Origin of the sequence: Rothia mucilaginosa, assembly GCF_001061665.1 — a bacterium.
Lineage (GTDB): Bacteria > Actinomycetota > Actinomycetes > Actinomycetales > Micrococcaceae > Rothia > Rothia mucilaginosa_A.
This window is the reverse complement of the sequence record NZ_JVSP01000002.1, coordinates 175333-188981: the sequence shown is the minus strand read 5'-3', so window position 1 is coordinate 188981 and position 13649 is coordinate 175333. Positions and strand designations below refer to the sequence as shown.

Below are 13649 nucleotides of genomic sequence, written 5' to 3'. Positions count from 1 at the left end.
CTCGGCACGCTCAACACCCGCATAAAATACAGTGATGCCCCGCCAACTATAAGCCGGCGGGGCATCACTGTATGTCGCGTTTACGCTCTAGAGCTCGGAGCCCTGAGCCTCAGCCGCTTCGTCCAGGGCATCCAGGTCCGGATGGCGGTGCAGGTTCAGCATCGCCAGGCCCAGGCCACCCCAGATAATCAGGATGGCCACAATCAGCATCACAATTGCAGAGATAGACATGAGGGCTCCTAACGGGTAATGGTCGTATCGACGTGGTCGTGCTCCACCTGACCGGCAATCACCGGAGGTGCCGGAGGCTTCTCAGCGGCACGAGACTTCTTCGACCAGGGCAAGAGAGAAACAACGATCGCGCCGACCAGCAGGAGCGCGCTCATACCCCAGCCGAAGATTGCCAGCATATCTGTCGGGTAACCCTCGTACGGAGTCTGAATCAGCTTGATGACGCTCTGAATCAGGGAGTAGCCAAGAACCAGCGGGGTCACGACGGCCAGCAGAACCATCCAAATCTTACCAACCTTGATGGAGGAGTAACGGTTCAGGTGCTCGGCCAGGGCGGGCAGCGCACGCACCACGTACGCCACGACGATGATGGCGCACAGGCCGGCGGCCAGAATACCGAAGAGGTTCACGAAGTTATCGAGAATATCGAGCACGTACAGGCCGGTAGTGGTCGGCATCAGCAACAGCGAAATCACGGCGACCGGAATAATCACCAGGGCGGTGGAAGCAAGACGCGAGGTGGCGAACTTGTCCTGAACACCCGCAATAATCACCTCAAGAATCGAGATGAGGGAGGTGAAGCCCGCGAAGAGCAGGGAGCCGAAGAAGAGAATACCGATCAGCACACCGCCGGGAGCCTGAGAAATAATGGTCGGGAACGCGATGAACGCCAGACCAATACCGCTGGTCGCGACATCGCTCACCTGGGTGCCCGCAGCCTGAGCCATGAAGCCCAGAGCCGAGAACACACCAATACCCGCAAGCAGCTCGAAACCGGAGTTTGCAAAGCCAACCACGGCACCCGAACCGGTCAGGTCAGCCTTGGGCTTCAGGTAGGAGGAGTAGGTGATCATAATGCCGAAGCCAATGGACAGCGAGAAGAAAATCTGGCCGTAGGCGGCAACCCACACATCCGGGTTAGCCAGCGAATCCCAGCTGGGGGTGAACAGCGCGTTCAGACCGTCAACTGCGCCGGGCAGGGTCAGGGAGTAAATCACCAGGCCCACGAACATGACCAGCAGCAGCGGGATAAAGACGATGTTGGCCGCGCCAACACCCTTCTGCACGCCCAGAGCCATCACAGCCAGCAGCACACCCCAGACGAGAACCATGGGAATCAGGATGTTCATGTTGAAGTCCAGGGAGACACCGGGGGTGTCCGCAACCTTCAAGAACTCACCCTGGAAGAACGCCTTCGGGTTATCGCCCCACGCATTGGTGAAGGAGAAAACCATGTAACGCAACGACCACGCCACAATAGCGGCGTAGTAGATAGCGATCACGAAGTTAATACCCATGTGCCACCAGCCGATGAACTCGGTCTTGCGGTTCAGGCGGCGGAAGGCCAGCGGCGACGAAGCACGCGCACGGTGACCAATGGCGTAGTCAAAGAACAGGAAAGTCAGGCCGGCGGTCAGCAGGGCGACAATGTAGGGGATCATGAAGGCGCCGCCGCCGTTGTCGAATGCGATGTAGGGGAAACGCCAAATATTGCCCAGACCAACAGCAGAACCGATGGCGGCAAAGATAAAGACGCGGCGGCTCGAGAAGCCTTCGCGCTTCGCGGGCGCCTTAGGGGTAGATGCTCCCATTGTTGTAAACCTCTAGATGTGGGGACGCGGATGGTTGGTGCGAGGGGAACCGCGGGTTGGCGGGACTTGCTCGCGTCCAAGAGAAGCGACGGCCCGTCCAACGCGGGGTGGGCGAGGGAGCCGTCGGGGGTCCAGAACGTGGTGGCACGTTTTAGACATGACTCTCAGGTTTACCTTAAAGAGCGAGAACCGGTCAAGAAATTCCCGCACAACCCCACCATGCGAAATATCGGAGCCCCGTTCAAACGAGACACGACACAAAATTCTGCCCGCAGATACGCCGTGAGGCCCCGCTCGTCCTGGTGGACGGGCGGGGCCTCACGGTCAAGAATCAGAAGGCAACCCTTTAGCTGAGACTAGCCCTCGCGGTGAACTACGGCGTGGGCGAAGGACTCCAGCGCAGCCTTCGCGGTGGAATCGGGCAGCGGAGCGATCGCCTCAATCGCGCGATCGGCCCAGTCGTAGGCAATCTGCCAGGCTTCCTGGGTGACCGGGTGGGCCGAGAGGGCCTCAACGGCCGTCTCCAGGGCCTCGTCGGAGCTGAGGTCGGCGTCCAGCAGGGCGCGTACCTCGCGGGCAGACTCGTCGCCGGCCGCCACAGCGCGGTCCAGCAGGATGGTCGGCAGGGTCGGAACGCCCTCGCGCAGGTCGGTGCCGCGGGTCTTACCGCTGGTCTTGCCGTCGCTAACAATGTCAATCACGTCGTCCGCCAGCTGGAAGGCCACACCCACCAGCTCGCCGTAGGTCTTGACCATCGAGATGACTTCCTCGGAGGCACCCGAAAGCAGGGAGCCGTACTCGCCGGCCGCGGCAATCAGGGAGCCGGTCTTGCCCTCGATGACGGCGATGTAGTGGTCAAGTAGGTCCTGGCCCTCGCGCGGGCCGGTGGTCTCGAAGAGCTGGCCGAGCACCAGGCGCTCGAAGGTCTGGGACTGGATCTTCATGGGGCGGGTACCCAGCTCAGAGACCAGCAGGGAGGCGCGGGAGAAGATCAGGTCGCCGGTCAGAATTGCGACGGAGTTACCCCAAATCATCTGGGCGCTGTCCACGCCGCGGCGCTTGGGGGCGTCGTCCATGACGTCGTCGTGGTAGAGGGTTGCCAGGTGGGTCAGCTCAACGACCACGGCGGCTTCGATAACCTCGTCGTTGATTTCGCCGTCCACGGCTGCCGAGAGCAGGGCCAGCAGCGGGCGCACGCGCTTGCCTCCGGCCAGAAGCAGGTGGCGGGAGGCGACGTCTGCCAGGTGGTCGGTCTGCGCGATGGCCTCGCCCAGGCGCTCCTCAATACGGGCGAGGGACGAGAGAATCTGCGGACCCAGCTTGGGGTCTGCGGCGATCAGTTCGAATCCCGCGGGAAGCTTCAGATCGAGGTCTCCCAGCAGGTCGGTGGCGGCGATGGGCTGCTCTGCGTTGGTCACGGTGTCTTCTATCTTCTTGGTGTTTTCTAGTGGTCCGTCCCTCGGAATGTCCTATCGGGGCGGCGTGAAAACGGTGCGGTGGGTATGTCGGGGTGGTGTGAACGTTATGCGTTGGATTCCGCAGGCTTGAAGCCGCGGTGAATGGCAACGATACCGCCGGTCAGGTTGCGGTACTGCACCGAGGTGAATCCCGCCTCCTTGAACTTTTCGGCCAGTGCCTGCTGGTTGGGCCAGGCGATGATGGACTCGGCGAGGTACTCGTAGGACTCGGGGTTGGAGGAAATTGCGCGCGCAATCGGCGGAATCGCCTTCATGATGTAGTTCTTATACACCGCGCCGAAGGGGGCGAAGGTCGGGGTCGAGAACTCGAGAATCACGATGCGGCCGCCGGGCTTGAGAACGCGGTAGATTTCGCTCAGCGCCTTGGGGTAGTCTGCGACGTTGCGCAGGCCGTAGGACATGGTGACCGCGTCGAAGGTGCCGTCTTCAAAGGGCAGGGCGGTGACGTCGGCCTGCACGAAGGTCATGTCGGGACGGCGACGACGACCAACGTCCAGCATGCCCTCGGAGAGGTCGGCGGCAATGACGTCTACACCTGCGTCGACGAAGGGTTCGGATGAGACGCCGGTTCCTGCGGCTACGTCCAGGACCTTCTGGCCGGGGTGCGCGTCGACGGCGGCGACGGCCTGCTTGCGCCAGTAGATGTGCTGGCCGAGGGAAAGGATGCCGTTCATCAGGTTGTATCGTTCGGCGACGGTATCGAACATTGCGGCGATGTCGCTGGTCTTCTTATCCAGGGTGGCGCGGGTGGCGCGGGTATTCTTCTCTGCGTTCACGCTCTCAATTGTGGCATGGAGGTTGGGGGATTCGATAGTTGGGTGAACCGTAGTTACGTCATGTGAGGGGTTCGCTGGCTCGCTCGGATGATTTTTGGGCCGCATAGGCGGGGTTTTATTCATCCTTCGAGGGTAAATTTATGTATATTCAGCAAAATATTATGAATATTTATGTATATGCTTGCATTTTTTAACATGCAGGCGCACAATAGACTCTAGATTTCATAGAACGCGCCGCTCAACGAGTGAACGCACACCGCACATAGGAGCACCCCGATGAACACCGCAATCCTCAAAAAGGCATCCCTCAAGCCGCTGGCCCTGCTGGCAGTACTGCCCCTAGCACTGACCGGCTGCGTCTCCACCGCCAACGAAAACTCTGACGCCAACGGCGAGGTCAGCCTCGTCAAGTCCGGCGTGCTCAGCGTCTGCACCAACACCCCCTACAAACCCTTCGAATACGAAGAGAACGGCACCATCGTGGGCCTGGACGCAGACATCGCCAACGCCATCGCCTCCGACCTGGGCGTGAAGGCACAGCTGACCTCCATCAGCTTCGAGGGCCTAGACTCCGGCACCGGTCTGTCCACCGGCCAGTGCGACATCGCGCTGGCGGGTATCGGCGTGACCGATGAACGTAAGAGCAAGATGGGGTTCACCACTGTCTACTTCGACGACAACCTGGCCATCCTGGTTCCCAAGGGCTCCTCCATCACCTCCGCAGCCGACCTGAAGGGCGTGGCCGTCGGTGCCCAGCAGGCTACCAGCGGTGAGACCTACGCCAAGGCTAACGGCGCAGAGGTCATCCAGTACGAAGACACCTCCCTCATGTTCTCCGCTCTGAAGACCGGTCAGGTCAAGGCCGTCGCAGCCAACCTCTCCGTGATTTCCGAGGCGCTGACCAACGACCCGGACTCCTTCAAGATTGCCTACCAGGATTCCGAGAACACCGAGGAAATCGCGGCAGCCGTCTCCTCCAACAACAAGGCACTGCTGGCCAAGGCCAACGCCACCATTGACAAGCTCAAGAAGAACGGCGAGCTCGACAAGATGAAGGCCAAGTGGGTGGGCACCACCTCCTCGGCCTCCGCGAGCGCCTCCTCCTCCGCGTCCTAACTCCCTCATCGGTTAGTTCCTCCCCCAATTCAGGAGTACCCTAATACTTTTGGGTTGGGGAGGTCCCAGCCTTTTTCCGCGAGCGTTTAGTACGCTCTTGACCGAACAGCACTCGATAAGAAAGCGCATGTCCTCTAAACTTTCACCCCGCCAGAAGCAGAAGCTCTTCCGCTACGCACAGTACGCCATCCTGGCCGTTATTGCCCTGGCTGCCATTCTGCTGGCTGACTGGAAGACCCTCAGCCAGCAGGTCTTCAACCTCGATGTGGCAGCTAAGCAGTTCCCCGACGTCATCACCGTGGCGCTGAAGAACACCCTGCTCTACACCGCGCTGGGCTTTGTTGTGGGCCTCTCCGGCGGTCTACTGTTGGCGCTCATGCGTATTTCCTCCATTGCCCCGTACCGTTGGATTGCCACCCTGTACGTTGAGCTCTTCCGCGGTATCCCGGCACTGCTGGTCTTCTTCGCCTTCGGTTACGGTATTCCGCTGGCCTTCAAGATTCGCTTCGTGGATAACCTAATTCCGGTGACCCTGTCTCTGGGTATGGTTTCGGCTGCCTACATCAGCGAGGTGCTGCGCGCGGGCCTGCAGGCCATTCCGAAGGGCCAGATGGAGGCGGCACGCTCCCTGGGTATGTCCCACACCCGCGCGATGATCTCGATCATCATCCCGCAGGCCTTCCGCGTGGTGCTTCCCCCGCTGACCAACGAGGTTATCCTGCTGACCAAGGACTCCTCCCTCGTCTACTTGCTGGGCGTGACCGTATCGCAGTACGAGCTGGCAAAGTTCGGCCGTGAGGGCCTGACCGCCGCCAATGCGGGCCTGACTCCCCTGGTGGTCGCCGGCCTGTGCTACCTCATCATCACCGTCCCGCTGGGCCAGCTCTCCGCATACTTTGAGCGCCGCACCCAGCTGACCGGCCGCAAGTAAGCGCAACGACGAGACAGAACGGATTACGGATACTATGACCGCTTCAATTTCATCCATGGCCGCCTCCTCGGTGCGCATTTCTAACCTGCACAAGTCCTACGGCAAGGTCCAGGTGCTCAAGGGTATCGATATGGAGGTCGCCCCCGGCGAGGTCGTGTGCCTCATCGGCCCCTCCGGTTCGGGCAAGTCCACCCTGCTGCGCTGCGTGAACCTACTGGAGGAGCCGAACGACGGCACCATCATGGTGGGCGATACCGAGGTCACCGACCCGGACGTGGACATTAACCGCGTGCGCACCCACATGGGCATGGTGTTCCAGCAGTTCAACCTCTTCGGTCACCTGAACATCCTGGATAACTGCACGATTGCCCAGATTAAGGTGCTGGGCCGCTCCAAGGAGGAGGCGGAGGCTGTGGCCCTCGAGCAGCTCGCTAAGGTGGGCCTGGCCGGCAAGGAAGACCGTTTTCCCGCTCAGCTTTCCGGCGGCCAGCAGCAGCGTGTGGCCATCGCCCGTGCGCTCTCCATGCACCCCGACCTGATGCTTTTTGACGAGCCCACCAGTGCGCTGGACCCGGAGATGGTCGGCGAGGTTCTGAGCATTATGCGTAACCTGGCCGACGAGGGCATGACCATGATTGTGGTGACCCACGAGATGGCGTTCGCCCGCGAGGTGGCCGACAAAGTCGTCTTCATGGCCGACGGCGTGGTCGTGGAGGAAGGCCCTGCCGACCAGGTGATTGGCGCCCCCAAGCACGAACGCACCCGGGCTTTCTTGGCTCGAGTGCTCGATCCGACCCACGCGGTTGTAAACTAGTAGTAGCTCTTGAAAATATAGCGGGCGGTGCTGTACGAAACATTCTGTTTCGCGCAGCACCGCCCGCTTTTTAATGCTCTAGTTCGCCGCTATTTCGGTTCTAGAAGATACGGCGCGCCACCTTGTCAAAGAGACGGTCCGGTAGCACGGTATGCAGGAACACGGAGGGCTTAGCACCGAAACCTACCAGGTAGCGGGTCTTGGGGCGGCGCGCTTCCAGGGCTCGCAGAATAGCGTTAGAGATAACCTTGGGCTCTGAAAGGTTGGAGGACGGCGAGTAGAGCTTACGCATATTTGCCGCAACGCGCTGTGCCTGAGCCGCGTAGACACCGTTTCGGGAGGATTCCTCGAGGTGGTCTGCCGCGATGAGCCCCCAGGGGGTCTTGATGCCGCCGGGCTCGATAATGACCACGTCAATACCGAACTCTTCAACCTCCATGCGCAGCGCAGCGCTGAACGCCTCGAGAGCGTACTTGGTGGCGTGATACCAGGCGCCCAGGGGCGAGGTAATACGCCCCGCCATTGAGGAGATGTTCAGGATGCGCCCGCTGCCCCGTGCGCGCATATGCGGCAGCACCAGCTGGGTGAGGCGCGCCAGGCCGAAGAGGTTCACCTCGAACTGGCGGCGTGCCTCGTCGATGGGGACGTCTTCAATGGCGCCGTAGGATCCGTAGCCTGCATTGTTAATGAGCACGTCAATGCGACCTTCTGCCTCAATAATCTGCTGTACGGCGGCTTCCATGGATGCTTCATCGGTAACGTCCAGGCTGAGCGCCTTCACGCCTTCGGAGGCGAGCTCTTCAATCTTCTCAACGCGGCGGGCGGCACCGTAGACGGTGTAGCCGTAGCGCACCAGCAGCGGCGCTACGTCGTAGCCGATACCGGAGCTGGCGCCGGTGAGAAGAACGACGGGGCGTTGCAGTGACTTGGGCATTGCGTATCCTTTCGGGTTGCTCCCTGTGAGGTTAGCGGGAGTGTACTTCTCAGGGTACGCCCGCGCGGGGGCGTATGAGCATGCAGAAAGCTCAGGGCGTAGCGTGAGGGTATTCTCGCCGACATATGTGAGGGCAGGAGGACAGAGAAAAAGCTCGCCGCGGCATCCTGTGCAGATGCGGCGGCGAGCTAAGGTTTTGGGGTCAGGGGTTTAGAGGCCGGGGTTTAAACCTCTTCCACCTCAACGGTGAGCTTGGGCTCGGGGTGCGATTCACCGGTCAGCATGGTCACCAGCAGGGTGGAGTCCTTCACGGCGCGCAGGGAGTGCAGAAGTTTGGCGGTCACGTGAATCGGCTTGCCCGGGACCAGGGTAATATCGCGATCCTTCACGTGAAAGATCACCTCGCCCTTGAGAACCTGCACGAAGATGGGGTGCACGCTGTGGTGCTCGTGCCAGGACTGGCCGGCCGCCAGCTCCATGAGGGTCAGGTTGCCGCCGTCGGCGTCCACAATCTTGCGGGCCTGGGGCTTGTCTTCGAAGGGCTTTAGCTCCTCGGTGAGCTGGGGGAAAATGATGACGCGGCCTTCATGGGTACCTGCCATGGTACGCACCTTTCTACTCGAGCCGGGCGGAGTATGCGGCCCGGCAGCTAGTCGCCAATACTGTTATTTGGTATCAAAAATACCAATTATCTCCATTGTATTCTGCGCTCCCCCGCGAGGCAACGCCCACACACAAAGCCAATAAAAACGCGTGCCCCGCCGTATGAGGGCGAGGCACGCATTTGGGTTACGCCTGACGCTTGCTATTGCGTGCGCGCAGCAGATTCACCGTCAGCGCCGTCGTACCGAAGCTCACCGCCACGATCATGCAGGTCGCTGCGGTAAACGCGCCTCCCGGGATGGGCGAGAAAATCGCAATCAGGTACAGAATCACGGAACAGAAGGAAAGGAAAAGCGTCGCAATCGTCAACAACGGCACCAACACCAGGCCGCCGCGCGAGGCAATCGTAAAGTCACCGCGACGCACGTAGCGCAGCAGGGCCATGCCCAGTACCGTCCACATGGAGGTCACGAGAATCGCGGTCACAACATCCACCGGGCGGTGCCAGCCGTTAATAATCGTGGAGGCACCCGTCAGGCAGGTCGCGACCGCCGCCAACAGGGCCACGGTCGGACGCATCAACCGGGGAGCCGCCAGGAAGAGGGCTGCACCGGCCGCCGCCGCGAACGTCGTGTGGCCGCTGGGCGCCGAATTGCTCACCGCCTCCTGAATACCCCAGTCGGGCTTCACGATGATGTAGTTCTTCAGCGCGTAGGTCGTGACGCAGGCTCCCACGCCGCAGAGCACCCCCACCAGTGCCGGGAGGAACCGGTGCTTCCATACCAGCACCGCAATCAGGCCGAGCACCGCCACCACACCGACAATCGTCGGCAACGAGTCCAGCGCGGTCAGGGTCGGACCGCGATAGTTGAGGAACTGGTTCGTGTACTCGGCGTAGGCCTGCTCATCCACCTGCTGGCCAACGTGCGTGTAGATGAAGAAACGGAAGGCCCCGAAAAGCGAGGCCCCCAAGAAGAGCAGGGCAAAGAGATGCCGCATCAGAAGGCCGGTACTCGGGAAGCTCTTCGGGTCGCCCTCACCCGGGCGGATTGGGTTGCCCATGGGGCTCATCGAGGTCACTCCAACCTGGGAATAGACGTTGCCCGTTTGAGAAGCGGGAGGGAAGGCCTCGTTGGGGTAGGGAACGCCGGAATACGAGGCTCCCCCGTAGGAAACGTTGGGGTTCGCCGCGCGAGGCGGCACCGGCGCGGCGGGTGCAGCCGGAGTCGCGGGCTCAACCCTGGGGGCCGCATAGGGCGAGCGAGAAGCCTGAATGGTCGGCTCCTCAAGCGTCTGGGTGGCCTGCATGAGGCGGGTGGAGCCGTCAGTGTTCGACAGCAAGCGGGTGTCGGGGCTTCGGGCGGGGAGCACCTCGGTGGGGTCCTGTGCATCGTGCGCGTACGCGCGCGCGGAAGAGGAACGGGTAGCCGAAATCGGCTGGGTCGCAGAGATAGGCTGGGTATCGGAGAGCTCGGCCGCGCGGTCCGCGACGGCCTCGGCGGAGAAGGGCAGGGTAGGGGCATTATCGCCGGTCTGAAGCGGGCGGGTTGCCTCAGAATCGCTCACCGCGCCGCTCGCGACGGTTTCGTGCGCGTTCCATCGATAGCTCATAAGCCCCTCCACACTTCGTTTCGTACCTTCTCCCTCATGGCGTTACCTCGCTGCGGTCCACCCGGCGGCGAAGACCCCCAAGCCTTCGCGCGAGTCGAATGCGGTCACCGCGCTGATAGAGTAACTACCTCACTATCTCAGGTTAAGCTATGAAAAGGTAAAGTTTTTGGGTCGCTAAGCTGAGAGTTTCCGCAAAATACGCAGGCTTAACGCGAGAGGTATCGAAAGTTCCCCAAGCCCCCCATTAAAAGCCCTGGTCAGCGGCGTGCCGAGCGCCCGGTTCGAGTTGGGACGTGCCCCATATCGAGGGGCTTGAACCGCTAAAAAAATTTTTAGCGGGAAAGGACAACAGTAAGCGTGCATCACAAATCATCACCCGCAGAGTCCACCCCGGGCGGCGTGCCGCCCCTGGGCTACGGTTTCCGCCTCGCGGGGCTTCCGCTACCCCCGCTGGACGAGGTGCTCGAATGCCTAGCCGTTGTTGATATCCCCATGAACGTCACCTTCCGCGGTGTGAACCGTCGCCAGAGCGCGCTCATTCGCGGCCCCCGAGGCTGGGGCGAGTTCGCGCCATTCCTCGAATACGGCGACGAAGAGGCGGCCGCCTGGCTCGCCTGCGCCCTCGAAGCGGCCTGGCTCCCCGCCCCCGAGCCGGTGCGCGAAAGTATTCCGCTCAACGCGACACTGCCCGCCGTCCCCGCCGAACGCGTGCCTGAGGTACTCGCCCGCTACGACGGCACCATCCGGGAGCTCAAAATCAAGGTCGCGGAGAAAGGCCAGAGCCTCGCCGACGACGTGGCCCGCGTGGCCGCCGCGCGCGAGGCGCTCCCCGAGGCTCGCCTCAAGATCGATGCGAATATGGGCTACACCCCCTCCGGCGCTCTTGAGGCGCTCCGCAAACTCTGCGAGTACGGCCTCATCTACGCCGAGCAGCCGGTCGCCACCATCGAGGACATGGCGGCGCTCCGTTACGCCGTGGCCAAGGAGGGACTGCCGGTCCGCATCGCCGCCGACGAGTCGATTCGCAAGGCCGAAGATCCGTTGCGCGTGGCCCGCGCCAATGCCGCCGACCTCATCATCATCAAGGCCGCTCCCCTGGGCGGTGTTCGCCGTGCCCTGGCCATCGTTGAGCAGACCCAGCTTCCGGCCGTCGTCTCTTCGGCCCTGGAAACCTCGGTGGGCATCGCAACCGGCGCCGCCCTGGCGGCCTCCCTGCCGACCCTGAAGTACGGGTGCGGCCTGGGAACCGTCTCGCTCATGGCCGAGGACGTCGCCGAGGACCCCATGATCGCCCACGACGGGCTCATGCGGGTGCGAGCCGTCGAGCCCGACCCGCAGCGCCTCGAGCGCCTGGCCGCCGACGAGCCGACCCGCCGGTGGTGGGCTGAGCGGGTGAGCCGCTGCTACCGCGTGCTGGAACGCATCCACCGCGGCTAGACCGCCGCTAGAGCATGGGGGCTTGAGCCTCTCAAGAACCGCGCGTCGTCACGAGCCCGTGCGTCATGAACCAGCGCGCGAAGGTAACCCATACCGGCCCGATATGGGCGCGGCATTAGAATGGTACGGTGACTAAACATCGCTCCATCCCCGCCATGCTGACCGCAATTTCCGTGCTCGACTCACTGATTCGCGCCGGAATGCGGCATATTGTCGTGTCCCCGGGCTCCCGCAGTGCGCCCCTGGCCTACGCCATCGCCGCGGCCGCCGAAGCCGGAGCACTCATCGCTCACGTGCGAGTGGACGAGCGAACCGCCGCCTTCACGGCTCTCGGCATCGCCAAAGCCTCGGGCCGCCCGGTGGGCCTTGTGTGCACCTCCGGTACCGCCCTGGGCGAGTACATGCCGGCCGTCATGGAGGCCTACCATGCCGGCATACCCCTCGCGATCATGAGCGCAGACCGCCCCGAGCGTCTGCGTGGAAGCGGCGTCAACCAGACCACCCACCAGGCCGGGTTCTTCTCTCCCTTTGTGCGCGCCGAGGCCGACCTGACCGCTTATCCCGAGCAGGAGGAAGGCGAGCAGACCTTTGCCTTCGCTGCCTGCCTCAACGCTTTGACCGGCCGCGCCGCAGAAAACTGGGCCCGCCCCTCGGCTGAGCCCATCGGCCCGGTTCACCTGAACCTCTGCTTCGATACGCCGCTCACCCCTACCGGGCAGTTCGCGCACGCCCTGCCGCAGTGGGCCCAGAGCCTGCTCGAGGACTACGACCCGCAGGAGGAGGCTCGCCTGCGCGCCGCCCGTGCCGAGGGGTCGGGGCTTTCCGCGCTAGAAAGGGAGTGGCTTCTGAGCTCCCTCAGCACCGGGGCCCAAACCATTGAGGCGAAGGCCCCCGCACCCCCCACCACCTCGCGTACCGTCGTGGTGGCCGCCGACGGGGCTGGGGAATTTGCCGCCGAGTTCGCGCGCGTGCTGAACCTGCCGCTACTGGCCGAGCCCTCCTCCGAGGCACGCCACGGCGCGACCGCCATTCCACACTACCCGCAGCTGCTCTCCTCAGAGGGATTCGAGCCTGCCGCGCGTATTGAGCGCGTGGTGCTCTTCGGTCACCCGACCCTTTCACGCCCCGTGACCGCTCTACTGGCCGACGAGAGCGTGCCCTGCGCCTACTACGCGCCGCGCCGCGCCAGCTGGTACGAGCCCGGAGCGCGTTCCTTTATCGAAATCTCCAGCCCGCAGCAGCTCGCCGAGTTCGCGCGCGGTGTCAAGGACGCCCCGGCCAAGGGCACCGACCCCGCAGAAGAAGAAACCGGTGAAACCGCCGAGGCCTGGGTCCAGCAGTGGATGCGTGCCGGCAAGCAATTGCAGCAGGCCGCACTGCGCGAAATTGAGACCTACGAGCACCGCGCGGACGGTGCCTCGGGCAATAGCCCAGAGGATGAGGAACGCTACCTCGACTACCGCAATCGCACCGCCGGACGCTCCTACGCCCGCCGCGTTTGGCGGGAAGCCGTGGAGCAGAAGCGGCTCCTCGTGCTGGGCTCCTCCAACCTTGTGCGTGATTTGGAGGCGGCGGCCCCCGCCCTGGGCGAGCCCGCCCCCGCGCGCGTCTTCGCCAACCGCGGTCTGGCCGGTATCGACGGCACCACGGCAACCGCCATCGGCGTTTCCCTCTCGGGCTACTACCCCGCCGGGACGGATTCCGAGGGCCGCCCCGTCATCGGCGGCTCCGCCCTGCCGGTGACCCTGCTCTGCGGCGACCTGACCTTCCAGCACGACATTGCGTCGCTCAATCTGCCGAGCACCGAGCTGCTACCCGACCTGCGCATCGAGGTCTTCGACGACGCCGGCGGCGGCATCTTCACGACCCTGGAACACGGAGAGCTGGCCCGCGACGAGCAATTCGCCGCCGCGGTGAGCCGCTTCTTCACGGTCGCGGCCGCCCCGAACACCAACCTGGCGCGCATGGCCGCCGGGTTTGGCGCCGAATCGGGTATCGAGGTGCGTATTCACACACCCTAGCGGGCGAGGCTGAACCCCGGAGAACCACGGGCTGCGGATATACTGAAGACTGCATGCGCCCCGCCGCGGGTTTACCCGGCAAATACCCGGTACCGGGGCCGCCGC

The 13649-nt window shown here is 63.1% G+C and carries 12 protein-coding genes; 5 read left to right on the top strand and 7 right to left on the bottom strand.

The window, feature by feature from the left end; all coding sequences use genetic code 11:
* Positions 1-87 precede the first annotated feature (87 nt).
* From ADJ95_RS09080 to ADJ95_RS01115, 4 genes are all read right to left on the bottom strand, one after another.
* Positions 88-231 (bottom strand): methionine/alanine import family NSS transporter small subunit, encoded by a 144-nt coding sequence (locus ADJ95_RS09080; RefSeq protein ID WP_080974908.1) that lies wholly within the window; start codon positions 229-231, stop codon positions 88-90.
* Positions 232-239: 8 nt separating this feature from the next.
* The gene (locus ADJ95_RS01125; RefSeq protein WP_049331769.1) at positions 240-1823 is read right to left on the bottom strand and encodes a sodium-dependent transporter; all 1584 of its coding nucleotides are present in this window, start codon (positions 1821-1823) and stop codon (positions 240-242) included.
* Positions 1824-2179: 356 nt separating this feature from the next.
* The gene (locus tag ADJ95_RS01120; RefSeq protein ID WP_049331767.1) at positions 2180-3241 is read right to left on the bottom strand and encodes a polyprenyl synthetase family protein; all 1062 of its coding nucleotides are present in this window, start codon (positions 3239-3241) and stop codon (positions 2180-2182) included.
* Between the two features lie 104 nt (positions 3242-3345).
* Entirely contained in the window at positions 3346-4077 is a 732-nt protein-coding gene (locus ADJ95_RS01115; RefSeq protein ID WP_049331764.1) for a demethylmenaquinone methyltransferase, read from the bottom strand.
* Positions 4078-4353: 276 nt separating this feature from the next.
* Here ADJ95_RS01115 and ADJ95_RS01110 point away from each other — a divergent pair, with 276 nt between their 5' ends.
* From ADJ95_RS01110 to ADJ95_RS01100, 3 genes are all read left to right on the top strand, one after another.
* Complete coding sequence (locus ADJ95_RS01110) at positions 4354-5193, top strand: ABC transporter substrate-binding protein (RefSeq protein WP_049331762.1); 840 nt, start codon at positions 4354-4356, stop codon at positions 5191-5193.
* A 127-nt stretch (positions 5194-5320) separates the two neighbouring features.
* On the top strand, positions 5321-6124 hold the full coding sequence (locus tag ADJ95_RS01105; protein ID WP_049331760.1) for an amino acid ABC transporter permease: 804 nt from the start codon (positions 5321-5323) through the stop codon (positions 6122-6124).
* A 34-nt stretch (positions 6125-6158) separates the two neighbouring features.
* Positions 6159-6938: an amino acid ABC transporter ATP-binding protein gene (locus ADJ95_RS01100; RefSeq protein WP_049331757.1), complete on the top strand. Its 780-nt coding sequence runs from the start codon at positions 6159-6161 to the stop codon at positions 6936-6938.
* Positions 6939-7038: 100 nt separating this feature from the next.
* On the opposite strand, the gene ADJ95_RS01095 is transcribed toward ADJ95_RS01100, so the two are convergent.
* The 3 genes from ADJ95_RS01095 to ADJ95_RS08965 all read right to left on the bottom strand — a co-directional run bounded on the left by ADJ95_RS01095 (position 7039) and on the right by ADJ95_RS08965 (position 10086).
* Positions 7039-7872, bottom strand: coding sequence for an oxidoreductase (locus ADJ95_RS01095; RefSeq protein ID WP_049331755.1), 834 nt, complete (start codon positions 7870-7872; stop codon positions 7039-7041).
* Positions 7873-8096: 224 nt separating this feature from the next.
* Positions 8097-8474, bottom strand: coding sequence for a cupin domain-containing protein (locus tag ADJ95_RS01090; protein ID WP_049331751.1), 378 nt, complete (start codon positions 8472-8474; stop codon positions 8097-8099).
* A 187-nt stretch (positions 8475-8661) separates the two neighbouring features.
* Complete coding sequence (locus ADJ95_RS08965) at positions 8662-10086, bottom strand: phosphatase PAP2 family protein (RefSeq protein WP_053088798.1); 1425 nt, start codon at positions 10084-10086, stop codon at positions 8662-8664.
* 399 nt (positions 10087-10485) lie between these two features.
* On the opposite strand from ADJ95_RS08965, the gene ADJ95_RS01080 reads away from it, so the two are divergent.
* Positions 10486-11523 carry an o-succinylbenzoate synthase gene (locus ADJ95_RS01080; RefSeq protein WP_049332177.1) on the top strand — a complete coding sequence of 346 codons (1038 nt, stop codon included), beginning with the start codon at positions 10486-10488 and terminating at the stop codon, positions 11521-11523.
* A gap of 128 nt (positions 11524-11651) precedes the next feature.
* On the top strand, positions 11652-13544 hold the full coding sequence (gene menD, locus ADJ95_RS01075) for a 2-succinyl-5-enolpyruvyl-6-hydroxy-3-cyclohexene-1-carboxylic-acid synthase (RefSeq protein WP_049331749.1): 1893 nt from the start codon (positions 11652-11654) through the stop codon (positions 13542-13544).
* Positions 13545-13649: the final 105 nt, after the last annotated feature.

Bases quoted from the DNA above. Each gene is read 5' to 3' on its own strand.
- ADJ95_RS01100 (WP_049331757.1), top strand. From the start codon at position 6,159: ATGACCGCTTCAATTTCATCCATGGCCGCCTCCTCGGTGCGCATTTCT.
- ADJ95_RS01095 (WP_049331755.1), bottom strand. From the start codon at position 7,872: ATGCCCAAGTCACTGCAACGCCCCGTCGTTCTTCTCACCGGCGCCAGC.
- ADJ95_RS01090 (WP_049331751.1), bottom strand. From the start codon at position 8,474: ATGGCAGGTACCCATGAAGGCCGCGTCATCATTTTCCCCCAGCTCACC.
- ADJ95_RS01110 (WP_049331762.1), top strand. From the start codon at position 4,354: ATGAACACCGCAATCCTCAAAAAGGCATCCCTCAAGCCGCTGGCCCTG.
- ADJ95_RS09080 (WP_080974908.1), bottom strand. From the start codon at position 231: ATGTCTATCTCTGCAATTGTGATGCTGATTGTGGCCATCCTGATTATC.
- ADJ95_RS01105 (WP_049331760.1), top strand. From the start codon at position 5,321: ATGTCCTCTAAACTTTCACCCCGCCAGAAGCAGAAGCTCTTCCGCTAC.
- ADJ95_RS08965 (WP_053088798.1), bottom strand. From the start codon at position 10,086: ATGAGCTATCGATGGAACGCGCACGAAACCGTCGCGAGCGGCGCGGTG.
- ADJ95_RS01125 (WP_049331769.1), bottom strand. From the start codon at position 1,823: ATGGGAGCATCTACCCCTAAGGCGCCCGCGAAGCGCGAAGGCTTCTCG.